The organism is Baaleninema sp., from assembly GCF_049974805.1.
Lineage (GTDB): Bacteria > Cyanobacteriota > Cyanobacteriia > Cyanobacteriales > Geitlerinemataceae > Baaleninema.
On the sequence record NZ_JBNGCO010000008.1, the window covers coordinates 14885 to 40560 of the forward strand.

At 53.8% G+C, this 25676-nt stretch carries 23 protein-coding genes; 11 read left to right on the forward strand and 12 right to left on the reverse strand.

Translation table 11 applies throughout. The features are described from left to right. The first annotated feature begins 207 nt into the window (after positions 1–207). Entirely contained in the window at positions 208–2292 is a 2085-nt protein-coding gene (locus tag ACP5D4_RS03065) for an ArnT family glycosyltransferase (protein WP_428010153.1), read from the forward strand. Between the two features lie 44 nt (positions 2293–2336). Here ACP5D4_RS03065 and ACP5D4_RS03070 read toward each other — a convergent pair whose 3' ends face one another. The 3 genes from ACP5D4_RS03070 to ACP5D4_RS03080 all read right to left on the reverse strand — a co-directional run bounded on the left by ACP5D4_RS03070 (position 2337) and on the right by ACP5D4_RS03080 (position 6144). Continuing rightward, complete coding sequence (locus ACP5D4_RS03070) at positions 2337–3293, reverse strand: RNA polymerase sigma factor, RpoD/SigA family (protein ID WP_428010195.1); 957 nt, start codon at positions 3291–3293, stop codon at positions 2337–2339. A gap of 560 nt (positions 3294–3853) precedes the next feature. Next, on the reverse strand, positions 3854–4864 hold the full coding sequence (locus ACP5D4_RS03075) for an EAL domain-containing protein (protein ID WP_428010154.1): 1011 nt from the start codon (positions 4862–4864) through the stop codon (positions 3854–3856). A 116-nt stretch (positions 4865–4980) separates the two neighbouring features. Further along, a complete protein-coding gene (locus tag ACP5D4_RS03080; protein WP_428010155.1) occupies positions 4981–6144 on the reverse strand; it encodes a response regulator in 1164 nt (387 codons plus the stop codon). Between the two features lie 277 nt (positions 6145–6421). Between ACP5D4_RS03080 and ACP5D4_RS03085 the strand changes: the two genes are divergently transcribed. Beyond that, positions 6422–9760 carry a PAS domain S-box protein gene (locus ACP5D4_RS03085; protein WP_428010156.1) on the forward strand — a complete coding sequence of 1113 codons (3339 nt, stop codon included), beginning with the start codon at positions 6422–6424 and terminating at the stop codon, positions 9758–9760. A gap of 415 nt (positions 9761–10175) precedes the next feature. Continuing rightward, entirely contained in the window at positions 10176–10856 is a 681-nt protein-coding gene (locus tag ACP5D4_RS03090) for a response regulator (RefSeq protein ID WP_428010157.1), read from the forward strand. Here the strand turns inward: ACP5D4_RS03090 and menD are convergent. From menD to ACP5D4_RS03120, 6 genes are all read right to left on the reverse strand, one after another. Continuing rightward, on the reverse strand, positions 10853–12604 hold the full coding sequence (gene menD, locus ACP5D4_RS03095) for a 2-succinyl-5-enolpyruvyl-6-hydroxy-3-cyclohexene-1-carboxylic-acid synthase (RefSeq protein WP_428010158.1): 1752 nt from the start codon (positions 12602–12604) through the stop codon (positions 10853–10855). The two genes, ACP5D4_RS03090 and menD, sit on opposite strands and share 4 nt — an antisense overlap. A gap of 115 nt (positions 12605–12719) precedes the next feature. Beyond that, positions 12720–13589 carry a M56 family metallopeptidase gene (locus ACP5D4_RS03100; RefSeq protein ID WP_428010159.1) on the reverse strand — a complete coding sequence of 290 codons (870 nt, stop codon included), beginning with the start codon at positions 13587–13589 and terminating at the stop codon, positions 12720–12722. After that, positions 13589–14008 (reverse strand): BlaI/MecI/CopY family transcriptional regulator, encoded by a 420-nt coding sequence (locus tag ACP5D4_RS03105; protein WP_428010160.1) that lies wholly within the window; start codon positions 14006–14008, stop codon positions 13589–13591. The genes ACP5D4_RS03100 and ACP5D4_RS03105 overlap by 1 nt, the downstream gene beginning before the upstream one ends. A gap of 224 nt (positions 14009–14232) precedes the next feature. Then, complete coding sequence (locus ACP5D4_RS03110; protein WP_428010161.1) at positions 14233–14520, reverse strand: hypothetical protein; 288 nt, start codon at positions 14518–14520, stop codon at positions 14233–14235. A 198-nt stretch (positions 14521–14718) separates the two neighbouring features. Further along, positions 14719–14892 (reverse strand): chlorophyll a/b-binding protein, encoded by a 174-nt coding sequence (locus ACP5D4_RS03115; RefSeq protein WP_428010162.1) that lies wholly within the window; start codon positions 14890–14892, stop codon positions 14719–14721. A gap of 125 nt (positions 14893–15017) precedes the next feature. Next, on the reverse strand, positions 15018–15245 hold the full coding sequence (locus ACP5D4_RS03120) for a TOBE domain-containing protein (protein ID WP_428010163.1): 228 nt from the start codon (positions 15243–15245) through the stop codon (positions 15018–15020). Positions 15246–15321: 76 nt separating this feature from the next. Here ACP5D4_RS03120 and ald point away from each other — a divergent pair, with 76 nt between their 5' ends. Then, on the forward strand, positions 15322–16407 hold the full coding sequence (gene ald / locus ACP5D4_RS03125; RefSeq protein ID WP_428010164.1) for an alanine dehydrogenase: 1086 nt from the start codon (positions 15322–15324) through the stop codon (positions 16405–16407). Positions 16408–16516: 109 nt separating this feature from the next. Here ald and ACP5D4_RS03130 read toward each other — a convergent pair whose 3' ends face one another. From ACP5D4_RS03130 to ribE, 3 genes are all read right to left on the reverse strand, one after another. Next, a complete protein-coding gene (locus ACP5D4_RS03130; RefSeq protein WP_428010165.1) occupies positions 16517–17464 on the reverse strand; it encodes a lysylphosphatidylglycerol synthase transmembrane domain-containing protein in 948 nt (315 codons plus the stop codon). 121 nt (positions 17465–17585) lie between these two features. Continuing rightward, positions 17586–18113 (reverse strand): hypothetical protein, encoded by a 528-nt coding sequence (locus tag ACP5D4_RS03135; RefSeq protein WP_428010166.1) that lies wholly within the window; start codon positions 18111–18113, stop codon positions 17586–17588. 60 nt (positions 18114–18173) lie between these two features. Continuing rightward, positions 18174–18887, reverse strand: a complete 714-nt coding sequence (gene ribE / locus ACP5D4_RS03140; RefSeq protein ID WP_428010167.1) for a riboflavin synthase — start codon at positions 18885–18887, stop codon at positions 18174–18176. 234 nt (positions 18888–19121) lie between these two features. On the opposite strand from ribE, the gene ACP5D4_RS03145 reads away from it, so the two are divergent. From ACP5D4_RS03145 to psbA (ACP5D4_RS03175), 7 genes are all read left to right on the forward strand, one after another. Beyond that, a complete protein-coding gene (locus ACP5D4_RS03145; RefSeq protein ID WP_428010168.1) occupies positions 19122–19631 on the forward strand; it encodes a bifunctional nuclease family protein in 510 nt (169 codons plus the stop codon). 129 nt (positions 19632–19760) lie between these two features. Next, on the forward strand, positions 19761–20891 hold the full coding sequence (locus tag ACP5D4_RS03150) for an aldo/keto reductase (protein WP_428010169.1): 1131 nt from the start codon (positions 19761–19763) through the stop codon (positions 20889–20891). A gap of 174 nt (positions 20892–21065) precedes the next feature. Then, positions 21066–21281 (forward strand): hypothetical protein, encoded by a 216-nt coding sequence (locus ACP5D4_RS03155; protein ID WP_428010170.1) that lies wholly within the window; start codon positions 21066–21068, stop codon positions 21279–21281. Beyond that, positions 21257–21715 (forward strand): hypothetical protein, encoded by a 459-nt coding sequence (locus tag ACP5D4_RS03160; protein WP_428010171.1) that lies wholly within the window; start codon positions 21257–21259, stop codon positions 21713–21715. The genes ACP5D4_RS03155 and ACP5D4_RS03160 overlap by 25 nt, the downstream gene beginning before the upstream one ends. 121 nt (positions 21716–21836) lie before the next feature. Then, positions 21837–22568, forward strand: a complete 732-nt coding sequence (locus ACP5D4_RS03165; protein ID WP_428010172.1) for a hypothetical protein — start codon at positions 21837–21839, stop codon at positions 22566–22568. Positions 22569–22837: 269 nt separating this feature from the next. Beyond that, positions 22838–23917, forward strand: coding sequence for a photosystem II q(b) protein (gene psbA / locus ACP5D4_RS03170; protein ID WP_428010173.1), 1080 nt, complete (start codon positions 22838–22840; stop codon positions 23915–23917). 602 nt (positions 23918–24519) lie between these two features. Next, entirely contained in the window at positions 24520–25617 is a 1098-nt protein-coding gene (gene psbA / locus ACP5D4_RS03175) for a photosystem II q(b) protein (RefSeq protein WP_428010174.1), read from the forward strand. Positions 25618–25676: the final 59 nt, after the last annotated feature.

Genomic DNA, 25676 nt, shown 5'->3' on the forward strand with positions numbered 1-25676 from the left:
CGTCCTTCAGCGTTTCCCCAAAAAGAACGAAAAGCCAACCGCAACAGCGCGATCGAAAACAATTCTAGATATCGAATAGCAAAGCCTCGCCTTTGTCAAGAGACGTTCCCCATCCAGTTGAATCCCTTCGATCGTAAAGTTACCGTGGCGTTTCCTCAACCCAAAAGCCGTTTTTTGGTGTTTAACTCTCTTAAAAGAAATTCATCGATGTTGCCCGAACCTCGCCGCCCGAACTCGCCGAACGCCGATCGATCTTCCCTTTATCTCCTGTTAGCAATCTTTCTCATCGCCCTTTCACTGCGAGTTTGGGCGATTACCGTTCCCCTCAACGTCGATGAAATCTCCTGGCTGCGACGGGGAGCGACATTCGTTCGCGAAATTCTCGCCGTCGATCTCGATAGTACCTACGAACGCCACCATCCCGGCGTAACAAATATGTGGCTGACAGGGTGGGCGATGGCACTCAACTGTACCTTACAACAGGCATTTCCCCAATGGTTCGGCTTAACAGAACCCTTCACCGACTTCGAGAAATGCCTCCGTTACGAATATTACAGCATCAGTTGGTTTGTCCTACCTCGCTTGCTGCAAGCCCTCGTCACCGCCGCCACAACAGTGGGAATCACCGTCTTACTGCGGCGACTGTTTGGAAACGCGATCGCCCTTCTCTCCATCGGCTTACTGATGTTCGAGCCGTTTTTCCTAGGGTATCAGCGATTTTTGACAACCGATGCCCTAATGATAAATTTCGCCGCTCTCAGCGTCCTCTGGGGGCTTCTATATTTACGTTTACCCCCCGATACCACCCCCTTAAAGTTTCCCCAACCGCCGCGAAAACTCACCTGGCTGCTGGCCTCGGGGGTCTCCATGGGACTAGCCGCCGCCGGAAAAATCACAATTCTCTTCATCCTTCCCGGCCTCGTCGCCGCCCTCATCGCCATCGAAATGGGGCGGGCGAAACCCTCCTTTGCCCCTCGAGGCTGGCCACAGCGATCGATCGAAATCGCCCTGTGGACCCTCGCCCTCATCGCCACCGTCGTTTTACTCTGGCCGATGTTGTGGGTGGAACCCTGGGAAACCCTCCAGCGGCTTTACGAAGACTTAGTGGACGAATCCGCCCGCGGCCACTTCTTCTTCCTGGGCGAAACCACCGACGAAGTGGGACTGCTGTTTTATCCCCTAGCGATGCTGTATCGCCTCTCTCCCCTGTTTCAAGTGGGACTCCTGGCTGGAATCCTCCGCCTCGGGGTTCCCCGATGGCGGAAACAGACCCCCTACGTCCCCGAACTGACCGTATTACTGGGGTTGTCGGCGTCGATGTTGGTCGTGTTTTCCGTCTTTTCCAACAAACTCGATCGCTATCCTCTCCCCACCTATCCCTGGTTAGTCGTGGTGGCCGCCGTCGGATGGTGGTCCATCGCCTCCAGCCTCAAACCCTTCAAATCCGCAAAAGTCTTCATCGGAGGACTTCTCGCCGTCCAAGCCACGACGCTACTTCCCTACGCCCCCGATTACGTCACCTATTACAACCCCCTTTTCGGCGGACTCTCAGCAGCCGAAGAAATCTTCACCATCGGACAAGGAGAAGGCTTAGAACGGGCGGCGTGGTGGCTGAACCAACAACCCCAAGCCGAAGGAATGCGCGTGGCGAGTTGGTATCGAACCGTCTTTCGGGCCTATTTCCGAGGGGAAGTGGTAAAAATCGATCGATCCCGCGACACCGACACCGCCCCCGAGTGGACTCAAAGCAACCGAGTCGTGTTGTACGTCAACCAAATTCAGCGAAAGCTTCCAGATCCCAAGATGGTGAATTATTTCCGCCGCCAAACCCCCCTTCACACCGTCAACTTACAAGGAATCGAGTACGCCTGGGTCTATCCCGGTCCCGTTCCCACCCCCAGCGACTTAGACCGGATAATTTCCCTCAACCGTCCCCTGGAAAACCACAGCATCTTAGTCGGACGCGAACCCTTACCCGGATCGATCGAACCCGGAGAATCCCTCGAAATTTCAACATTCTGGCAATTTCTCGCCCGTCCGCCCAAAAACCTCGCCCTCCAACTGACCCTCAGCGACATTCAAGAAACAAAACCCCTCCTCGGCGGCTTTTGGTTTCCCCGCCAAATCGCCCCCAACAGCCTCTTACGAGACGTGCGAGTTCTCCAGATTCCCGAAACCACCGCCCCCGGTCGCCATACCCTCACCGTTACCCTCATTAAAAACGGGCGACCCATCGGATCGCCCGTAACAGTCGGAGAAATTGAAGTCACGAAAGTAAATCGCGCCCTATAACATACTTTGGTTAAAATGTCAACGTTACCCGTGACCCATTCCCCCTAACTGGCCAAATACTCGCCCATATCCGCCTTACGTTTGCGGAGTTTCGTGAGGGATTCCCGTTCGATTTGACGAACCCGTTCCCGGCTAATCTTGAGTCGATCGCCAATCTTCGCCAGCGTCATGGCCTTACCGTCGCGCAAACCGAAGCGCAACGCCAAAACTTCCCGCTGTTGGGGCGTCAAATCCGCCATCAAGGTTTCCAGGTCGCTACGAAGAGAGGATTGAACCGCAAAATCTTCCGGCGAAGGGCCGTCATCTTGCAGCAAATCCGCCAGTTCCGTATCTTGGTTGTCGCCAACGCGCAAATCGAGAGACAGCGGTTGACGGGCCCGTTCGAGGTATTCTCGAATTTGTTTGGGCGTCAGGTTCATTTCTTCAGCGATTTCGGCGACCGTCGCCGCCCGTCCCAGTTTTTGCGTCAGTTGACGTTGAACCTTTTTGATTTTATTGAGTTTTTCCGTAATGTGAATCGGCAGGCGAATCGTGCGACCTTTTTCAGCGATGGCGCGGGTGATGGCCTGACGAATCCACCAGTAGGCGTAAGTCGAAAAGCGATAACCTTTCGTGGGATCGAATTTTTCAACGCCCCGTTGCATCCCGATGGTGCCTTCTTGGATTAAATCGAGTAAATCAACGTTTCGTTTGATATATTTCTTAGCAACCGAGACCACGAGCCGCAGGTTGGCTTCAACCATCTTGCGTTTGGCGAATTCCCCCGCTTCGATCGCCTTTTGCAGAGCCGCTTGAGAAAGGTCGGCGGCTTCGGCCCACTCTTTCAGCGTCGGCTCTCGATCGAGCTGTTCCGCAAGTTGGTTTTTCGTTTCTAGTAAGGCTGTGAATCGCTGAACCTGCTTTCCGTAGAGAATTTCTTCCTCATGGGTGAGTAGAGGAACCCGACCGATTTCGCGCAGGTAGGTGCGAACCAAGTCTGTAGAGGTCTGAGCAGTCTTCATAACGCAGGTTTCGAGGGATGAATGACGACGGACTTCTTGTTGGGCGCGATCGATGACGACGTAACTTTCCTTAAAACGGAATTGCCTCAAGCAGCGGCTCGCGCCGTTGCGGAGGTCGCCGTTCGCCGTGAGAGCGAGAACCAAGGAACTCGGTCGCCACGCGCTCCGCGCCGTTAGCGCGATAGATGCGCCTGGACTATGGACAACTCACCGCGTGTTAACAATTGTAACAGTTTTTAAAAAATAGCAACCCCCTCCCATCGGTGCCACAACAGCGGCTCTCAACGCCGAAGTTGCCTCTCTCTCTGACAGGGCAACCGTTCGAGACGGGTCGAGACGAGCGATCGCCGCCTACCCGATGACGTCTCCTTCACGAGTCCCTTTTTCTCAGGTTAGCGAGAATTCCTCGAACTGATTGCAACTTGGACAACAATTTCGTTGAGGAGATGAGGAGATGAGGGGATGAGGAGATGAGGAGATGAGGAGATGAGGAGATGAGGAGATGAGGAGATGAGGGGATGCAGTGAAACAGCTCACGGTTCACTGTTCACTGTTAACTGTTAACTGTTAACTGTAGGAGTTGGGCGTCCTAACAGGAAACCCTGTCCGAAATCGATTCCTAATTGGCGGCAATAGGTGAGATCGGCGGGAATTTCTAAACTTTTGGCGATGGTGGCGATACCCAAGTTGTCAGCCGTCTCGATCGTGCGAGAGAGAGAGGCGTAGGCGTCGCGATCGCGGCGACTGCGGCGAACCTGCTCCCCTTCAAATTTGATAGCGTTAGGATAGATCTCTTGCAAGCGGCGATCGGCGAGTAAATCCCCACGAAAATCATCGATCGAAATGCCAAAGCCCCATTCCCGTAATTGAGCGATCGCATTTCTCACTCGTTCGGGTTGTCGTAACAACTCCGCTTCAGAAAACTCGAAAAAGAGATTCGTCGTCGGTAAGTTCAACTCCCGCGTCAGGGTGTAGGTATCGGAGAGAAACTGAGGCTGCCGGACTAACGTAACCGGAGAAACGTTAATAAAAAAAGTTTGATATTTGGGAAACTGCGCGATCGTCGGCAAACACAGCGTCCGAACCAAATCGTCAAATTGCGGCGTCAGTCCCGTAACCGTTGCCGCCTCGAGGAGTTGACGACCGTTCAAGCAAGTTCCCGTCGCCGAGGTCGCTCGAGCAAAACATTCGTGTCCGACGATCTCGGCGAGTTCTAAATCGAAAATGGGTTGATAGTTGAAAAATAAAGATTTTTCTTCAAGGAGAGAGGGAAACCAATCATAAGGATTATCTGCCCGAAACAAACTTAACGGTTGAGCGTTTAGAAATTCAAACAGTAAGTTACTGGTTTGGAAGGAGCGATCGGTCACAATATATTGTGAGGCTTCGCGACTGGGAAGAGGAATCGATTCGAGTCGCTCGGCGATTTGAATCCCCCGGACACCTTCGAGTTCCCGATACAGAAATTGCGGCGCGATGGGAACCGGACGAAAATCCTGTTGTACGAGCAAACTCCGAGTTAATACACTGTCGGGAAGGACAATGAGTTTATACGAGATCGGAGGTTTCATGGGAGTTCCTGGGGTAGAGACCCGAAAATTGAACTCGGTCGGCGATCGACTCCACAATTTGGGTGGGAACGATTGGCATTGGAAGGATTGAGGTGGGAAGGATTGGCGTTGGTACATTATGCAAACCTCACTTGAGCGAACGAGGAAGAAATCGAATGGGAAACTTCGTCGTTGGCGTTCGATAGATGTTTGAGGACTGTTGACAGTACCTCGGATTGGGAGACGGGTTTGGCGATAAAATCCGAAGCGCCAACCATCCGCGCCCGCAGGCGATCGACCAACCCATCTCGACCGGTTAAAATCACGATGGGCATCGATTGCAATGCCGACACGCGACGCAGTTGAGCGCAGACTTCGTAGCCGTTTACCACAGGCATTACGAGGTCGAGGAACAGCAAGTCTGGTTTTTGTTGAATGATGGCCGGAACGGCTTCTACAGGGTCTTGAAAGCCTTGGAAGCGATAGCCTGCTTGGGACAGGATCTGTCCGAGGTGGCTGTGAAGTTGCGAGCTGTCGTCCAAACAGGCGATGGTGGGAATCCGCGCTGGCTGTCTTTGTTGTAGGGGAACGTCTTTGAGATCTTTCCAGGTCAAAACGCCCTGTTCGAGAAAGTGGCTCAGCAGGCGAGTCACCACGGACATAGAAGAATCGAGGCGTACCAACAAGTCCCAAACGGTATGTTGTCCGTCGAAGCTTTGCAGGAGGTTGGAAAAGGCAGAACCGGGAGTGCGACAATTACGATCGAGTCGAGGAGCGCGATTGGCATCTTGGGGGCGCAGTCCCAAAGCCTGCCACTGCCGAGCCAACGCCTGTACGTCTCGCAGCAGTTGTTTGAGTTCCAACGCCGACAGGGACAGGGGCAAAAGCAGCGTCTCGTTGTGAAGGGTTTTGTCTTTCCAACGGAAGTTGACTTCCCCGAGGTCTTGCAACGACAGGAATACTTCCCGAGCGCTGGTATATAAAATGTCTCGAGCTTGGGACAGGGTGACCCGGTCCTCGAGCAGAGCTTCTTGCAAACAGTCGTATTCCCACAATTCCCCCCGCCCCGACGGGGTCTGTAACGCTTCCGAGGCTTCGGGACAGTAGCGTTCGAGGGCGCGATACCAACGTCTGACACGATGAACGGGATCGATGGCGTAGGTGAGACGACCGCTCTCGAAATATAAATACCAACGGCGCTGGTTTTCAGCAATCGAGAGTCTACCCGTTTTTCGAGTTTTGTAAATCTGGGCGATGGCTTCGACTAACCGTCGGTTTGTAGATGGTTTTGCTTGAGACATTCCCACACCTCGAACTTACTTCAAACTCCGCCAAACCTCTCGAAATCGAGGGATTGTAAAATTAAATGCCGATCTGTTTGCGGAAAATCAACTTTTTTTAAGAAACATATAGAAGCTTTTAAAGTCGTGTTAAACTTTTAAAAATGCTTCATGTTTCTTCCTGTATATCTATCAGTGTATTCGTAAAAAAAACATTTGAAAATTGTCGATATCGCGGAACTTTTTCTAAGTAAATATAAGGTTTAAGCTATGCGTGTAAATACGGAGAATTAAAATAATGCTATGTTCTCACTCCATCTCGAACCGTCCTCTCACCTTGAAACCCCCCACCATGTTCGATCGTGCGATCCGCCAAGCCATCGAGTGCCCCCCCCCAACGCTGACGCCAGATACTCCCCTATCCGAAGCGATCGATCGACTCTCCGAACGCTGTCAAACCACCCTGTTCGTCTGCGAGAACCATCAGCTCGTCGGAGCTTTTGGGGAAAGCCAACTCTTACATCTGGTTAAAAATCCCGAATTCGATCGAACCCAAGCGGTCGGCGAAGTCATGGTGCGGACGTTCCCCCGAGTCCGAGAGTGCCAATTGCCAGCATGGGACACCCTCAGCCGCTGGTTCGAGAACACGCCCCTACAAACCCTTCCCGTCCTCGACAACAGCGATCGCCTCGTGGGAAGCCTTTCCAAAAACGCCCTGCTGCGAGAAGCAGCAGACTTCAAACAGCACGTCACGGAACTCCAAGAGCGCATCGATCGAGAAACCGCCGAACAAGAACTCTTGCAAGAAAAACTCGCCACCAGTTACTCCCAACTACGGACGATCCTGGCGGCGATGCAGGACATCGTCCTCGAAATCGAACTCGACGGCGATCGCTTTGAAGTGGGACTTCCCAGCCCCGATCCCGTCGATCCCGATGTGAGCCTGTGGATCGATCGCACCATCTCCTGCTTCTTTGAAGAAGGCTACGCCGAAAACTTCACCGCACAAATCCGCCAAGCCCTCGAAACCCATCAAACCGTCCGCTTCGAGTACAACCTTCCCGACGACGAGGAAGCCCCCCTCTGGTTCGAAGCTCGCATCTCTCCCATCGCCCAAAGCTCCGTGGTCTGGGTCGCCCGCAACGCCAACCCGACCGGCGATCGATCCGTTCTCTGGGTCACCCGAGACATCACCGCTCGCAAACAAGCCGAAGACGCCATCAAAACCCTGGCCGACGAACTCGAGCGTCGCGTCGAAGCCCGCACCGCCCAACTTCGCAGCACCAACGAAATCCTACGGGCTGAAATTCGCAAACGCCAACAAACCCAACAAGACCTCCAACAAACCAACGATCGCATGAGAGCCGTCCTCGACGCCATCCCCGGATTCGTCTCTTGGATAGGCAGTGACGGCCGCTACCAAGGGGTCAACCGCCACCTGGCCACCGCCTACGGCCTCGACCCCCAAGACTTCGCCGGTCGGGACGTCGGCTTCCAAGGCAGCAACAACCAATTTTCCAACTTCGTGCGACAGTTCCTCGACAGCGACGCCCAAACCTGCGGCCGCGTCATCGACACCCCCATCGGCGAGACCCTGCGTCAATACCTCGTCGTCGCCCAAAAATACGATCGCGGTCGCGCCGCCGTCACCGTCGGCATCGACATCACCGAACGCAAACAGTTCGAAATCGCCCTACAACAACAACAGCGTCTCGTCCAACAAATCGCCGACGCCACCCCAGACGTTCTTTACGTCTACGATCTGATTGCCGAACGCAACGTCTACGTCAACCGCCAAGTCACCCAACTCCTCGGCTACAGCCCCGAACGCATTCAAGCGATGTCCTCGCAATTCCTCTCGATCATCGTCCACCCCGACGATATCCACTGTCTCAGCCAACAGAGAGAACGCTTCGCCGAAGTCGTTGAAGGCCAAGTTCTCGATAGTGAATTTCGCGTGCGGGGCGCCGACGGCGATTGGCGTTGGATTCACAGCCGCGAAACCATCCTCAACCGCACCGACGAGGGCATCCCCGAGCAAATCGTCGGCATCGCCCAAGACATCACCGTTCGCAAACAGGCTGAAGAAGCCCTGCGGCAGCTCAACCAAGAACTCGAAATCAAAGTTGCCGAGCGTACCGTGGCCTTGCAACGCAGCGAAGCCAAGTTTCGATCGCTCTTCGAGCAGATGGCCGTGGGCGTCGCCCAAGTGAACTTACAAGGACGCTGGCAGTTCGTCAATCAGAAGCTCTGCGATATCCTCGGTTACAGCAGTGACGAACTGGCACAAACCGGCTGTCTGGAAATGACTTACGCCGAGGATCTCGAAATGACCCGCCAGGCCATGCATGACTTGCTGAACGATCGAGCGCCTACCCGTTCTTTAGAAAAACGCTACCAAAAAGCTGACGGTTCCCTCGTGTGGACCAACGTCACGATTTCGATCGTTCAGGATACCTCCGAAACTGAATACGGACCGCTCCCGAGCGTCGATCCCTACTTCGTCGCCGTCGTGCAAGATATCAGCGATCGAAAACAAGCCGAAGCCGCCCTCAAACAACAAACGGAAATCTTCCAAACCATCGTCGATCGAATCCCCGTCGCCATTTGCTTCCTCGACCCCGACGAAACCCCCCAACTCATCAACCGTTGCTTCGAAGAAACCCTTGGTTGGTCCCTCGCCGAAGCCCAAACAATCGACCTCTTCGCCGCCTGTTATCCCGATCCCGACTATCGACAACAAGCCCTCGAATACGTGCGTGCCGCCTCTCCCGGTTGGCAAGACTTCACCGTACATCGTCGCGACGGCCACCAACTGGAAATGTCTTGGGCGACCGTCCGCCTCTCCGACAACACCACCATCAGCTTCGGACAGGACATCACCGAACGCAAACGGGCTGAAGCCGAAGTCATCAAAGCCATCGAAAAAGAGCGGGAACTCATCGATCTCAAATCTCGCTTCGTCTCCATGACTTCTCACGAATTCCGCACCCCTCTAGCAGTGATTCAATCCTCCGCGCAACTGCTACACCGCTACGAATGGAGTCGGGAAGAACAACTCGAACAACTCGATCAAATTCAGTCGTCCGTCCGCCACATGACGGAACTCCTCGACGACGTTCTCACCTTTGCTAAAAGCGAAGCGGGAACCCTCAACTTCAATCCCGGCAAACTGGAACTGATAGACTTTTGCCAACGTCTGACCGCCCAACTGAGCAACAGCATCGGTCGCGATCGCGCCTTTCGACAGGAACTTCCCGCGCCTCCCCTCGTCATTCAAGCGGACGAAAAGCTCTTGCGACAGATTTTGTCGAATTTACTTTCTAACGCCTTTAAATACTCCCCTTCTGAAGCTCCCGTTCGCTTTACAGTCATCTCAAACGAGGATTGGGTTCGCTTCGAGATTGAAGATCGCGGTATTGGAATTCCCAGCGAAGATATTTCTCGTCTGTTCGAGTCCTTCCACCGCGCTAAAAACGTCGGGACGATCCCCGGAACGGGACTCGGTTTAGCCATCGTTAAACGCTGTATCGATTTACACGGCGGAACCATCGAGGTCGATAGCGAATCGGGACGGGGAACCCAAGTGACCGTTTCGCTTCCCCTACGTCAAGGGGATGAAGAGATGAGGGGATGAGGAGATGAAGCTTAGTGGTGCAGAAAAGTCCTGAAACCCTTGTTAGAAAAGATATCGCCGTATTAAAGGGTTGGCCCAAAAATCTCAAATCGGTAAATGGCTGCCGGAGATCCCCGGCATCTTGGAGATGCCGGGGATCTGGCTCCAACTTAAATACATATAATATGAATTTTGTCAATCCCCAATCTCGAAAAGTTTTCTGCACCACTGAACGTCAAAAACTGTCAACTGTTAACTTTTCCCTGACAAATCCTTTCCCCTCGGTTAGTTGGTCTATCTCCTTTCCTTAGCTTTAAAAAACTTAAAGTTAAATAAAATCTGAAAATTTCCTCAATGGTACAATACAAGGGCTTTACTCTTGTAGCGTCCTTAAACTGCCGCTAAAATAGTTACAATCGACGTTTTCTAACGAACGATGAAAAAAATTCTGGTTATCGAAGACGAACACATCTTACAAAAAAACATTCTCAAAATCCTTAAAGCAGAGGGTTTTGAAGCCATTGGAGCCGCCAACGGTTACGAAGGAATCGACCGGGCTCGTGCCGAACATCCCGACTTGATTGTCTGCGATATCATGATGCCAGAACTCGACGGCTACGGGGTTTTAAAAACACTACAAGCCGATCGAGAAACCGCCCTGATTCCGTTCATTTTTCTCACGGCGAAAACCGATCGCTCGGATATGCGACAGGGTATCGAACTAGGGGCGGACGATTACCTCGTCAAACCCTTCGATGCAGACGAACTCTTACGGGCGCTGGAAACGCGGTTTAAGAAACAAGACTCGCTGCTCGATCGCATGGCGCATCTCTCGGACGAACTGACGCGCCTGCAACAGTTTCTCAACGCCAAAGACGGCTTGATGGAAAACCTCGATCGGGAACTGCGTCGTCCCATGTCCAATATTAAAGTGGCCTTGACGATGTTACAAACCAAGAATACCCCCGAAGCCCGCGATCGATACCTACAAATCCTTGAAGAAGAGTTTTCTCGCGAAATCTCGCTTCTCAACCAAGTTTCGGAAATGCAAAAACTGCTCACGCCGGAAAATGTCAGTTTGCTCTGTCAGTTCAACCTATTACAAGGTCGCGGTTAAACCGCTGTGTCACCCTTGGCAACGGTATCGAACAGCCGTTGTCGCCAGGCCGCATCGACTTTTCGATCGGTTTTCAGTTCCAACAGGCGAACTCCCGTTTTGGGGAGTTTTTTCAAGTTGCAGGTTAAGTGTTGCCACGACTCCACCGCTTCGTATTGGACGCCGTAAGCGCGACACAGCGACGGTACGTCCACCGACTGGGGCGTGGCGAAAAACGCTTCAAAGGGCGGATCGAACTTGGAAATCGGGAGCATCTCAAAAATTCCGCCCCCCTGATTGTTGACTAACACCACCGTTAAATGACCGCGAAACCGCTGCCGCAATAAAAAGCCGTTGGTATCGTGAAACAGTGCCAAATCTCCCGTCAGCAAGACGGCGCGAGCGTTCCACGCCACACCGAAAGCACTCGAGAGGGCTCCGTCAATGCCGTTGGCGCCGCGATTGCACCACACCCGGATTCGGCGATCGCTCGGTTGCCAAAACCACTCTAAATCCCGCACGGGCATACTGTTGGCCACAAACAATCGCGTCGCTGGGGGCAATATCTGAGAAAGCGTCCAAACTAACTTCGGTTCCACGAGATCCTCGGTGTCGCTAAAGCGGCGATCGATCCGCTGGCGCATCTCGGCATCCGCCTGACACCACTCCCGACAGAACTCCGACGCTCCCGGCGGCACCACGGGATCGGGAATCGGCAACCGTTCGACGGACACCCGTAACACAGTGGTGTTTCCGTGGAGAGGATCGAGGTTTCGATCGCTGTCATCGACTACCCACACCTGTGGCTGCACCGCCGCCAACCACTCCCGCAAGACTTTACTCGTGGGCAAATCTCCCAATTGCACCACCACCTCCGGCACCAGGGTTTTCGCCCGTTCTGCATCTCTCAACAGTAAGTCGTAAGTGGAGACGAGATGGGGATTGAGAGACGCATAATTCCGCAGCGGCGACAGTCCCTCCGCCAAAACGGGAAATCCCAGGGTTTTCGCGAAATGCGCCACCGCTTGACAGTAGGCTTCAGGGTTGGCGGGTTGGGCGACGCCGGCCACGATCAGACCGCGATCGCTGCGATGCCACGCGGAAAAGGCGCGATCGAGATCCCTCGCCGACGCCTGGAAAAATCCCCCGTCTCGAGGCGTCAAGCCCTCGAAAAAGTCCTCGGGAAATTTAGAGGCGAACGCCTGCGCCTCCGGTTCGGGAAGGGGGGGCAGGGGGTCGCGGAACGGACAGTTGAGGTGAACCGCCCCGGCTACGGGAAACCGCGTCCGTTCCCAGGCGTAGGCGATCGTCTGACGCAGGTAGTGCAACTGCGAAACCTTCAGTTCCGGCAGTGCCAGTTCCGTTTGCCAAGTGGGATAGTGGCCGTACAGTTTCAGTTGGTCGATGGCTTGTCCCGCTTGACAGTGGCGCAGTTCCGGCGGTCGATCGGCAGTGAAGACCAACAACGGCACTCGGCTTTCTCGCGCCTCTACCACGGCGGGATAGAAGTTCGCCGCCGCTGTTCCGGAAGTACAGACTAACGCCGTGGCGCGTCGGGTGCGTTTGGCCAGTCCCAGGGCGAAAAAGGCCGCCGATCGCTCGTCGAGTACGGGAATCGCTTCGAGATCCGGGTGGGCGGCGAAGGCGGTAGTGAGGGGGGTCGATCGAGACCCCGGACAAATCACCGCCGTTTGTAAACCCAGTTTGGCCAGGGTTTCGACGGCGACGGACGCCCAAATGGTGTTTCGGTTGCGAAAATCGACAGCCATGAACAGCGAAATGCGAGATGCGAGTTGAAGATGCCAAAAAGCAAGAATAGAGAATCAGGGTATCCTAATTCTCTATCCATTTTCTCTATTTCTGAGGGATTTCTGTATTTAAGATTTAATAATGAAACGGCACGATCGACATCGGCACGAACGCCAACGCCAACCACTGACACAGACAGGGTTGCCAGTTAGGAATCGGCGGTGTGTCTTCTAACAGCGCCTCGATGCGTTCTTCTAAGCGACTGCGAGGGGCGTCGCAACTCAAGGCCGCACTCACGTCGGATCGATCGCCGAAATCGTCACAAGGTAAAGGTTGAAATGGGGCTTTCGCTACGGTTAACAGGGACTCTGCCAGGAGCAAACCATCGACCTGTTGCGCCGCCCAGCGATCGGCCCGAATTTCTCGCAGCAGCAGCAATTCTTGCCAAACGGCTTCGGTTTTCGGCAACCACCGGGTCAGCCGTTTCAACCAACCCAACCAGAAAAACCAAAAGGTATCGCGATAGTACAGATGGGCTTGTTCGTGGGCGAGAACGGCTTTGAGGCGGGTTTCGTCCAATCGATCGAGCAATCCCCGTCCCACCGCCAGTTCCGGTTTCCACAATCCCACGACGGCGCTGAAGGGAATATCGCACTCGAACAGGCGACAGGACATCCCGAGAATTTGCTGTTTGGGGTAGCGTCGCAGCGACTGCGTTTGTTTGGAGGCGCTGGCTGCGGACAAGATTAACAATCCGAGGGCGATCCCCAGGAAACTGGACGAAATGCCGTAACTCAAGTGAGCCGTTTTCGCCCAGACCATTTCGCCTTCGGTTCCCATACAGACGACCGCCAACGCGGTGGAGATCAGTAACAGCGGCGGAAACACCAGTTGCGCCAGCGCCGCGTACCAGCGTTCGCGGTATCCGGTAATCTCTAGGCGATCGTAACAGCAGCGAAAGGTTAAGCTCCCGAGAACGGCAGCTAAAACCATTAAAAAGTGCATTAGGTCTCTGCCCCCCGCGCCTGACGCATCGATTCAATGCGGGCGGCGATGGCTTCGAGGCGTTCGAGGCGTTCTCCGTCGAGGCTGTCGGCGAATGCCGCTACCACGTCGGGATTGCTAATATCGAGAAACTGTTTCAGGCGATCGTGGGATTGCAGCATTTGCGCTTCCTGCCGCGATAACACGGGCGTCCAGCGAAAGGCGCGATCGCGCTTGTCGCATTCGAGCCAGCCTTTCTTCGTCAGCCGACGCAGTACCGTCGTCACTGAAGCATAGGCCAGCTCGCGATCGGGATCGGCTAAGAGGCGATCGCGCACCTCTTTGACAGTCGCCGAACCCAGGGCGTACAGAATATCTAAAACCTCGGCTTCCAAAGGACCGAGCGAGAGTTGTTTGGGTCGTCGATCGGGGAGTGGCACGGTATTTAGTGAAGGGTGTAGAGGGAAGCGTGAAAACTCTGTTGAGTTCACAAGTCTTATTCTATCACTATATCTTCATCTGTCGATTTCAAGAACCCTCGCCTCTTCTCTTGGGGAACTTCGAGAAACTTTACAAGAAAATTCTTGACAAATACTACAAAGCATGTATTTGAATTGAAAATCTTCTTTGATGTCCGATTCCCCCTCTCCGGAAGCTCCTCTGGTCAGCGGCGACGTGAATGGCTGGTCAAACGAGGGAGGGGTTGCTCGGAACGACTCGGCGGCAGATAGTATTCGGCAGCGGTTTCGGGTTGTCGGTCTTGGACTCGTTGAATTTGCCACCACCGCAGGGCGACAGCGACGCCGATGGTTCCCATGCCGAACACCAGCAGCGATCCGCTTCCGCCCAACCCGCCGAGGGCGGCGTCTACAGCGCCCACCGTCAGAACGAAGCTCGAGATAGGTTCTTTACGATAAATCGATTTAACAATTCGATGCCAAGCAGCATTCATGAGTTTTTCCTTCTGTCGTAACGTACCGAACGCGATCGATCGCGATATCGCGGCTTCCCCTAGCTATCCCATTCCCGCCAACGGGGAGAGACACCGGAGAAAACACCCAGCTCGAACGGCGTTTCGGTCGCAGGGGGGGGGAAACGGTCGAAGTTCGGCGATCGAGGGCAGGCGGGACGCCCTCCCCCGATCTCGATCTTAGATCAAGCCCAACCAAGCAAGTAAACCTTGACCGGACAGATATTCGATCGCCAGTGCAGCCACGAACCCGACCATCGCCGCGCGACCGTTGAGTCGTTCGGCGTATTCGTTGAACCCGAATTTCGGTTCGCTGAGGTTGGGCGTAACGGAAGGTTTGGGAGGTTGGCTCATTAACGTTAAATAATGACGACAAGAGTATAGAGATCGATCGCCTTCTATGTTAGCGGACAAGCGCCATTGCAGCAGTCGCCCGCCTCAGAGCGAAGCCGGAAGCCTCCTTGCCCCTCCCGAAAACCTTAAGTGCGATCGTCGAGTTCTTTAACCACCATCACTTCCGTGGCTTTAATCAACGCCGTCACCTCGTCCCCGAGTTGGAGTTGCAGTCGTTCGGCAGAGCGACGAGTAATCACCGCATCGACTAAATTATCCCCCACCTGTACCGTCACGTGAACCAAAATATCCCCGTACTCAATTTCCGTGACTCGTCCCCGTAATTGATTGCGTCCGCTAATTCGTACTGTCATTTCAATTTAGGATTTTCTTCAAAAGTTAAAATTAAAGCAAAATTAAAGAAAATCTAGTTAGCGCGAATACTCATCCATGGAAATTGGCGTTCCCAAGGAAATCAAAGACCGAGAATTTCGAGTGGGCTTGAGTCCGCAAAGCGTGCGGGTTTTACACGAACGCGGACATCAAGTGTTCGTCGAAACGGGTGCAGGACTCGGATCGGGCTTTACCGACGAAGACTATCTCAAAGCTGGGGGGGAAGTCGTCTCCTCCCCCGTCGCCGCTTGGGATCGCGAAATGGTGGTGAAAGTCAAAGAGCCGCTGCCAGACGAATACCGCTTTTTAACGAGCGATCGCATCCTCTTTACCTATTTACACCTAGCCGCCGATCGCTCCCTAACTGAAGCCTTGGTCAAATCGGGAACCCTGGCGATCGCCTACGAAACCGTCCGACTCCCCAACGGCCGACTTCCCCTCCTCACCCCCATGAGTATCATCGCCGGACGGCTTTCCGTACAGTTCGGCGCCCGCTTCCTCGAACGCCAACAAGGAGGACGGGGCGTTCTCCTCGGCGGCGTTCCCGGCGTCCCGCCTGGAAACGCAGTGGTCCTCGGCGGCGGTATCGTCGGCACAGAAGCCGCTCGCATGGCGGTAGGATTGGGGGCGCGAGTGCAAATTTTCGACATCGATCTCGATCGCCTCTCCTACCTAGAAACCCTTTTCGGTTCCCGCGTCGAACTTCTCTATAGCAATTCCGCCCAAATCGAAGCCGCCGTGCGCCAAGCAGACCTCGTTATCGGTGCCGTTCTGGTTTTGGGGCGCAAACCCCCCGTTCTCGTCTCTCGGGAACTGGTGTCTCAAATGCACCCCGGATCGGTCATTGTCGATGTCGCCGTCGACCAGGGGGGATGTATCGAAACCGTTCGCCCCACCTCTCACACCCAGCCCATCTACGAAGTCGATGGCGTCTTACACTACGCCGTCCCCAATATGCCGGGGGCGGTTCCTTGGACCGCGACGCAAGCCTTGAACAACAGCACCTTACCCTACGTTCTCAAACTGGCCGACTGGGGAACCGAGGCGCTCGATCGCGATTCGGCTTTAGCCCAAGGCGTCAACGTCAAACACCACAAAATCGTCCATCCCGCTGTTCGAGAGGTGTTCGGCGACGAGATTTGAGATTTCCGCAACCGGGGAGATGATACTCCATCGTTTTTCGAGAAGAAGTGTCATCTCATCATCTCATCATCTCATCACCCCATTACCTCTTCCCTGAAACCGCAACATTTTAAGATTTGACGGTACCGCGAACGTTGGCGAGGTACTGGCCGAAAAAGGGAAGTCCGCCCACGGCGGGGAGGAAATACCGCGAGGTGCAGAGTAGGCCGAGAGCCGCTCCCGTTTGGGCGTTAAAGAAGGGTTGATAAAACAAAATTAAGGCAGCGTCTCGCGTTCCGACGCCGGCAAATGTTAGGGGCAACAATCCCGCGAGAATTGCCAGGGGAGAGAGGGCGAGATTGGCCACGAAGGGAACGCTGGCGTTGAGGGCGAAGATAAAAAACCAGATTTGGAGAAGGTGTAGGAACCAAATAAAAATAGACGTGAGGGCGATTTGAGTGAGTTGTTGTTTGTCTCGCCAAAAATAATCGTGCATTTCTCCCCAAGAAATATGAAGTTTTTCCAATTTCTTTTTCGGTTTTTTGGGGGCGATTTTTTTTGCGCTTTTGAAAAAGAAATCTGCGAATTTTTTAGATCCAAGCAGTAACAAACCCAGAATTAATCCAACCAAGACTCCCGCTGCCATGACCCAAAACAAAATATCTTGCTTGGAGTAAATCGCCAAGCCGAAGACGCACCACAGCAAGAGCGAGAGCATATCGCAGGATTTTTCAAAAACCACGAGAGAGAGGGAAAGCGACCCGTTCAAATAACCGCGATCGCGAATAAAATAGGCTTTAGCAATGTCTCCCATTTTGGAAGGTAAGACCATATTTAAAACGCTGGCGGCGAGGGTCAGCTTGTTGGCTTCCCAAAAACTCAACAATCCCGGTCGCGGCATTAATTGCTGAAGTCGCCAGCTCGTCATCAGGGTGAGGGGAACCACCATTCCCAAACTAATCGCCATCCACAGGCGATCGCAGTTTTGAAAGACGCCGATAAGACCTTGGAAATCGATTTTTGAATAGATAATCGCCAGAATTCCTAAACTGACGACGATCGAAATCAGCCGTTTCATAGAAAAAGTCCTAGAACCGAAGACAAAAACCCGACCGACACAGACGAACGAAACACGAGATAGCTTGAAAGCCAATCCTAAAAGTACGTCCCGAAAGGACTTCCCAAAAGTTTAACCGACCCTAGGAATCCATGCGGACGAGCTGCAACCTGCCGCCTCCTTCGTCTTTCTTGATGACGGATAACTCTGTTTCCGAGACGGTAAACTCGAATTCCGTTATGTTTCCCGATTCTGGATTCGTGGCGTAAATCGTGTTTCCTTCGACGCGGTAGGTGCCTTCGAGGTCGCCAATGCGAATTTCTCCGTCTTCGGTGAGTTCCCAGGACAAATCCGCCCGTTGTTCGGGAGGTAAATCCGTCAAATCGATGGTTTCCCCGTCCGGCGTGATAAAGGTGTGGACTTCCCAGCGGCCGTAAAGGGCTTCGGGGGTTGCGTTTTCAGCGTCCGGCGAATTTGAAGTCTGGGAATCGGGAGTTTGCGATCGCTCGACATCATTTTCAGAAGAGGTCGCCTTCTCCGTCGCCTGGGAAGTCGTCGCCGCCGACTCAGCCGCGTTTTCGGGATTCGAGTTGCGATCGGTCTGACATCCTGTCAGCGTACTGGCGGCCAAGACGATAGCAAGAACGCCAAAGCGGAGACTCAACCTCATAATTGCGGTGATAATAGTAGTATCGATCGTCAATTGACTGCCTGGGATTGTAGCACCCGATTAGAGATAGCCGTGTTCGGAAAGAAATTCTGGGGAAATGGTCTCCAAGCCGTTTTCTCGTCTGTTTTCTCCTCCGTTGGAGTTGGGTTTTCCGTAGTGTAGAAACTTCTCGACGTACTTTCCGAGGATGTCGCCTTCGAGGTTGACCCAACTGCCCGGTTGTAATTCCTGTAAGTTGGTTTCGGCGTAGGTGTGGGGAATCACGGCCACTTTAAACCAACGACTTTCTGGGTCGCAGTCAGCCACCGTCAAACTGATGCCGTTGACGGCGATGCTGCCCTTGGGGACGATATAGCGAGCGATGCGATCGCTCCACTGTTTTTCCAGCGACGGAGGCGCCGTAAAGGTCATTTCCCAGGAATTATCCGCCAACACGGAGGATTCTAAGCAGCCAATTCCGTCCACATGGCCGGTGACGAAATGTCCGCCGAGTTTGCTTCCGACCCGCAGGGAGCCTTCGAGGTTGACCGAGGTAGGAGTGGGACTCGGACGCCCGAGGGTACTGCGAGCGAGTGTTTCTGGCGACACTGAGGCTACAAAGCCTTGCGCTAAGATCGTTTCGACCGTCAAACAAATGCCATCAACGGCGACACTATCTCCCACCGCCAAATCCCGCGCGATCGCCTCGTAATTTTGAGACCGATAGCGAATGCGGGCGTAACCGTCAGAGAGCGATTCGATCGTACCGAGAGCTTGGACGAGTCCGGTGAACACAGTACCTTCCTCAGTGAAAACAGACTGAACGAAAAGTGAAGACCAGATGGACGCTTTGTCCACCTCCGAAGCAATTCTAACGTCCGAGAGTCGCGGCGAGACTCGTCAAGTTTCTTAACCCGACGAAACCGGCGATCGAGGTGAATCCGATCGAAGATCGAGGCATACTAATTCTCAGGGATCGCTTTTGCGCTCTCCCTGTTCCCCAACCGTATCGAACGAGAGGCTGAATCGATGATTGAGATGAATGTTGCTGGAATAGCCTTAGATGCAGCAACGCGAAGCCCGATCGTGTTGTTGCGAGACGCAGAGGAGCGCCGTGCCATCCCGATCTACATCTCCCAAGATCAGGCTAGGTCGATTATCAGCGCAATGGAAAATCATACACCACCGCGTCCCATGACGCACGATCTCTTGGTGAACCTGTTGGGAGAATGGAATCTGAAGCTCGATCGCGTCATCGTTCACGCTTTGGAAGACAATACGTTTTACGCGGTGTTGCAAATGTCTCAAGGACAGACGAAGAAGGAAATCGACGCCCGCCCCAGCGACGCCATCGCCATCGCCTTGAGAACGGGAACGCCAATTTGGGTGATGGAAGAAGTGGTGGCGGACGCTTCGATTCCAGTCGATCGCGAAGCGGACGAAGCCGAACGTCAGGCATTCCGAGAGTTTTTGAACAACCTCAGCCCCCAAGAACTGATCGAGCGATCGGGTAAAGGGGGAGAGGCTCAGTACGATTAGATGGGTACGATGAGATGGGTATCATTGGACTGGAATTTCTCGTTGAGTCCAGTCGCCCGATCGAGTTCCCTTAACTGTGAGGCGTCGTCGGACTTGTAAGTACGAGTTCCGAAGCATTTTTTCGATTGTATGAAATACCGTCGATTCGGTCGCACGAATTTAAATCTTTCGGTGTTTTCCCTCGGGACGATGCGTTACTTGGCATCTGAGGAAAACGCCGCGAACACCGTCCGCGAGGCAGTCCGTCGGGGCATCAATCACATTGAAACCGCGCGGGGGTACGGCAAAAGCGAGCAGTATCTCGGGGCAGCGTTGAAGGCGGGCGTCGGCGTTCCCCGAGAGCGTCTTTATCTAACCACAAAAGTGTCGCCCCGTGCGGATAAAATCGCTACCGCCCGCGAGATCGAGGAATCCCTACGCCAATTGGGAACGGACTATATCGACAATTTGGCGATTCACGGGATTAACACTTGGGAACATCTCCAGTGGGTGAAAGCCCCAGACGGCTGCATGGCGGCGGTGCAAGAGGCGATCGATGCCGGGAAAGTCCGTTATGTGGGGTTTTCGACTCACGGCGCCCTGGAGTTGATTTTGGCGGCGATGGAAACGGGGGCGTTCGATTTCGTCAACCTTCACTATTATCTGTTTTTCCAACGTCACGCCGACGCCATCGAACGGGCGAGTCAACTGGATATGGGGGTGTTTGTGATTTCTCCAGCGGACAAGGGGGGACAGCTGTACGCGCCTTCGGAACGACTGCGCCAGCTTTGTCAGCCGTTTTCGCCCCTGGCGTTGAACTATCGGTTTTTGTTGAGCGATCGCCGGGTGACGACGTTGAGTTTGGGGGCGGCGAATCCCCAGGAATTGGAGGAACCGTTACGATCGAGCGATCGCGTCGATCCCCTCACGGAAGAAGAACAAGCTGTTTTGTCTCGCCTCGACAAGGAACAAACGGCGGTTTTGGGGAGCGATCGCTGTCGTCAGTGTTATCAATGTTTGCCCTGTCCGGAAGAGATCCACATTCCGGAGGTGTTGCGCCTGCGAAACCTCGCCGTTGCTTACGAGATGACGGATTTCGGCAAATATCGCTATCGAATGTTTGAAAATGCCGGCCACTGGTTTCCGGGGCGCAAGGGAAACCGCTGCACGGATTGCGGCGACTGTCTCCCCCGCTGTCCGGAAAATTTGCCGATTCCGCAACTGCTGCGGGATACTCACGATCGCCTCTACGCTGGGGAAGGACGACGATTGTGGGATTGACGCTCTCCCCCCAACCCGTTCCGGGTCGGGTCGGAGATTCCTGCTTCACTGGCTCATACCTAGTTGACACTCCCCAAGCCTTCGGCTATGGGTGGAGCACTGCGACGGATCTTGGTAGCGATCGACCGCCTTTGGCTCGTTTTTCACCATACCCGACCCAGGAAACACAGAGGTTTGAGAGGAGCCAGCGTTACCGTCGCCGCGTCGATCGATCCTTTAAACGGCTTGAAACGCAGTTTTGAAGCGATCGCAGCCCCCTCAGTTGCCAATTTTTGCATTAACGTAATCGTAAGGCTTCTCGCCACTGGCAACCAACAGTACGGCGATCGCAGCTTTCTCGTTCACTTACGGACTTTCGGCCAACGATGTCAGGTTCTCCAACTCCCTTAGATCTTCGACAACAGTATCCCTGTCCCCTCTGTCGGCGCGGAACCCTGTCCGAACTGACGCTGACAGAAGCGTTCGGATGCGACGTCTGTCACCATATCTTCGCCGTCAATCCCTCCAAACAGTCCGTTCAAGTCGTCGATCGCTCCCCGCCGTTAACCTGGCGTTGGAACGGCCAGCGTTGGAAAGTCTCCCATCGCGACGACGTGCGCTTGAATTGGGAGGCTTGGATCGCAGCCATCGCCTTCGTCCTCTTTCCCACGGCGATCGTCAGCCTGGCCGCTTACGCCTTTCCGCCGCTTCCTGGCAGTCCGTTGGGTATTTTTCCCATTTTTTGGGCAATCCTCACCTTCTTCAGCCATCTAGCCTGCGTAACGTGGCTGATTTTGGAATACTACCAAGTCCCGGTTTTGAGCTATCTGCGATGGCGACGATAGAACGAAAGGCTTGTCCGTGAAGTGCCAAGAAGTCAGAGCGAAACGGGACAAGTGGCGATCGGGAGGATTTACAGCAACTCTCCACAACTATATATATAAGGTAGTTAAATCTCCACTTTTAATGTTCAAACGACTTTGGCAATGGATTAAAAACCTCGTCCGCCGTCTGTTCGGAACGCCGACGCCAGAACCGCCAGCGGAACCCCAAATATCACCGATGAGCGATGCAGGATACGAACAGCTTTTAATGGAGGTTCTCGACGGCGTGGCGTCAGGGTGGACGCGCGATCGCCTGTTAGCGGAAATCGGCCATCGAACCGAAGATCGATTTTTCCACTCCTGGCTGCATCGCTTCGGAAAACGGCTCCTCTCCTCCTCCATTCCCCATCGAGAACTCAGTCAGCGTCTCGTCCGCTTAGCAGAACTCAACTGCGGCCGACTCAGCGAAATCGCCGGAGAATACGGACGACAACTGCAAAATCGCCCCTTACCGCCCCTCTCAGAAGAGGAATACGAACCACTGTTGGCAGAATTGTTACAGCGAACCACCCAAGGCGCCCCAGAAGTCTCGGCATTTTTAGCGGACTTATCGCCGCGAGTGTCCATCCAACAGTGGACGAATTGGCTGCGAGGATACGGAGAACGCCTGTTAGCCGTCGAAGAACCCGACCAAACCACCGGAAAAGCCTTATTGCGTCTCAGCGAACAGTTACGCCTACAACTCCCCGAACCTTGCGCGACGCCACAAGAGAAGGCGATGTGGGAGTTCTCCCAGGTCGCCGAGGAAATCGGACGAGAGATTCGATCGCGCGAGATCGTCTGGGAAATCTGGGAGTACAGCGAAGAGAATTGATAATGGATAATTAATTAATAATTGACAATTTCTCCTCATCTCATCACCCCCTCACCCCATCACCCCCTCATCGCCTCTCCCCATCTCCCCATCTCCCAAACGATTGCTCTCGAGAAAGTCGGACGCCCCGTCCTATTCAATAACCTTATAGTTATTTAGTTGACAACCATCTAGGAATACGGTTCAATAAGATTGTTCCTCGAGTTCAATGTCAACACCATCGAACTTTAATCGTGAGTCTGTTGTCAGAACCCTAACGAGGTTTTTTTATGACCACCACAACAACGCAACACCAATACAATCTGTGGGAGCGTTTCTGTAACTGGGTAACGAGTACGGAAAACCGCCTGTACGTGGGCTGGTTTGGCGTTCTTCTGATCCCCACCGCTCTAACAGCCGCAATTGTCTTTATCTTGGCTTTCGTTGCCGCGCCTCCTGTCGATCTCGACGGAATTCGCGAACCCATCACCGGCTCGCTGTTAGACGGCAACAACATCATCTCCGCAACGGTCGTTCCGACCTCTGCCGCAATCGGCTTGCACTTATACCCGCTTTGGGAAGCTGCTAGTTTGGACGAATGGCTCTACAACGGCGGTCCTTACGAACTCATCGTTCTGCACTTCCTGATTGCCATTTACGCCTACATGGGTCGCGAGTGGGAACTGTCCTACCGTCTGGGGATGCGTCCTTGGATTTCCGTGGCGTTCTCGGCTCCCGTGGCTGCTGCAACTGCCGTTCTGCTGATTTACCCCATCGGTCAAGGATCGTTCTCTGACGGTCTGATGCTGGGTATCTCCGGAACCTTCAACTTCATGATCGTGTTCAGCGCCGAACACAACATCCTGATGCATCCCTTCCACATGATCGGTGTGATTGGGGTCTTCGGCGGCGCTCTGTTCTCCGCAATGCACGGTTCTCTCGTCACCTCCTCCTTGGTGCGCGAAACCACTGAATACGAGTCTCAAAACCAAGGCTACAAATTCGGTCAAGAAGAAGAAACGTATAACCTGGTCGCCGCTCACGGTTACTTCGGTCGTCTGATTTTCCAATACGCTTCTTTTGATAACAGCCGCTCGCTGCACTTCTTGCTGGGTGCTTGGCCGGTGGTCGGGATTTGGTTTGCCTCTCTGGGGCTGAGTACGATGGCATTCAACCTGAATGGCTTCAACTTCAACCAGTCCGTATTGGATGCTCAAGGTCGCGTCATCAACACCTGGGCTGACGTACTCAACCGCGCCAACCTGGGTATCGAAGTGATCCACGAGCGCAACGCTCACCAATTCCCCATGGACTTGGCTTCTACCGACGCTGCACCCATTGCTCTGAGCGCTCCTGAAGTCAACGGCTAAAGTCAAACCTTGTCTATAGACGCGAGTCGGCGTCTCTGACAAACCCAATATTCCTAAGATCGGTCTGAAATCGGTTCGATTCAACTCCATCCCTCTTCGGTCGGGATGGAGTTTTCTTAATGTTTTTTTTATAAGCATTCAGGATACTCACTACATCGTAAAATCTAGAATCATTTCTTAAATATAGTTCACAAAACGCTATTGTTTTTTATACAAAATTAGGGTAGAAGGGTTTGACATTTTAAGAATAAAACCATAGAATAAATTACAGAATAAAGCCATATCGGTTTTGTTTTTCTGAGGTTGCGATCGCGCGTCAAAGATCGAAAAGTCAAAAACCAAGAATGTTGACGCGAATCCCCGTTATTGGCAACCTTTCGTTCGGAAATCGTATCGAATCGAAACTAGAGCGCATCAAGCAAGGTTTTTCGCCCCGAAAAATCCTCTTTCGACCTCATATTTTCTCATTTGGGCGATCGCTTGTTTGCATTTCGGCGCTCGACTATCCCCTTTCTCCAAACCTGAAAGGGCGATCGTCATTACATAATTTCCAAAATTCGATCCGATACCTCTGTATCATTTTTCATTAGGTATTTGGACTCATGGCTACAAATATTCGCCAACGTCGAGAGGGCGATCTCTGGGCAGTATGGGATCGACTCTGCGCCTGGATTACCAGCACCGACAACCGGATTTATATCGGTTGGTTCGGCGTCCTATTAATTCCCACTGCCCTCGCCGCTGCCACGGCCTTCGTCTTAGCCTTCCTGGCCGCCCCCCCGGTAGACATGGAAGGTATCCGCGAACCCGTCATCGGCTCCATTCTCGGCGGTAACAACTTCATTTCCGCTGCCGTCGTTCCCACCTCCGCCGCCATCGGTTTGCACTTCTATCCCGTTTGGGACGCTGGCTCCATTGAAGAATGGCTGTACAACGGCGGACCGTACCAGCTCATCGTCTTCCACGCCCTCATCGCCATCTGGGCATATCTCGGACGGCTGTGGGAACTGAGCTATCGCCTGGGAATGCGTCCGTGGATTGCCGTAGCGTTCTCCGCTCCCGCTGCCGCAGCCACCGCCGTCCTGCTGGTGTATCCCGTCGGTCAAGGTAGCTTCTCCGAAGCCTTACCCTTGGGCATTTCCGGTACGTTCCACTTCATGATGTCCTTCCAAGCCGAACACAACATCATGATGCACCCGCTGCATATGCTCGGTGTCATCGGCGTGTTTGGCGGCGCGTTACTGAGCGCCCTGCACGGCTCTCTCGTGACCTCTTCCCTGGTTCGGGAAACCACCGAACTCGAATCCGCCAACGAAGGCTATAAATTCGGACAACAAGAAGCCACCTACAACCTGATTGTCGGACACGCAGGCTTCTGGGGACGCTTGACTCTGCCGAGCTTAGCCATGCGGAACAGCCGCTCCGTCCACTTTATCCTCGGCGCCTTCCCCGTCATCGGTATTTGGTTCGCAGCTTTGGCTGTCGGAACCATGGCCTTCAACCTCAACGGCTTTAACTTCAACCAGTCCGTGTTAGACGCTCAAGGTCGCGTCATCCGCACCGACGCCGACCTCATCAACCGGGCGAACCTGGGCATCCAAGTGATGCACGCCCCCAACGCTCACAACTTCCCGTGGACGTTGGCTTCCGGTGACGCCCAACCGATTTCGATGTCTCACGCACCGAATATCGGCGGCTAATCGCTGCAACCTGCAATCGTTCGATCTGGTTTTTTTCGGGGGGAATTCAATTCCCCCTT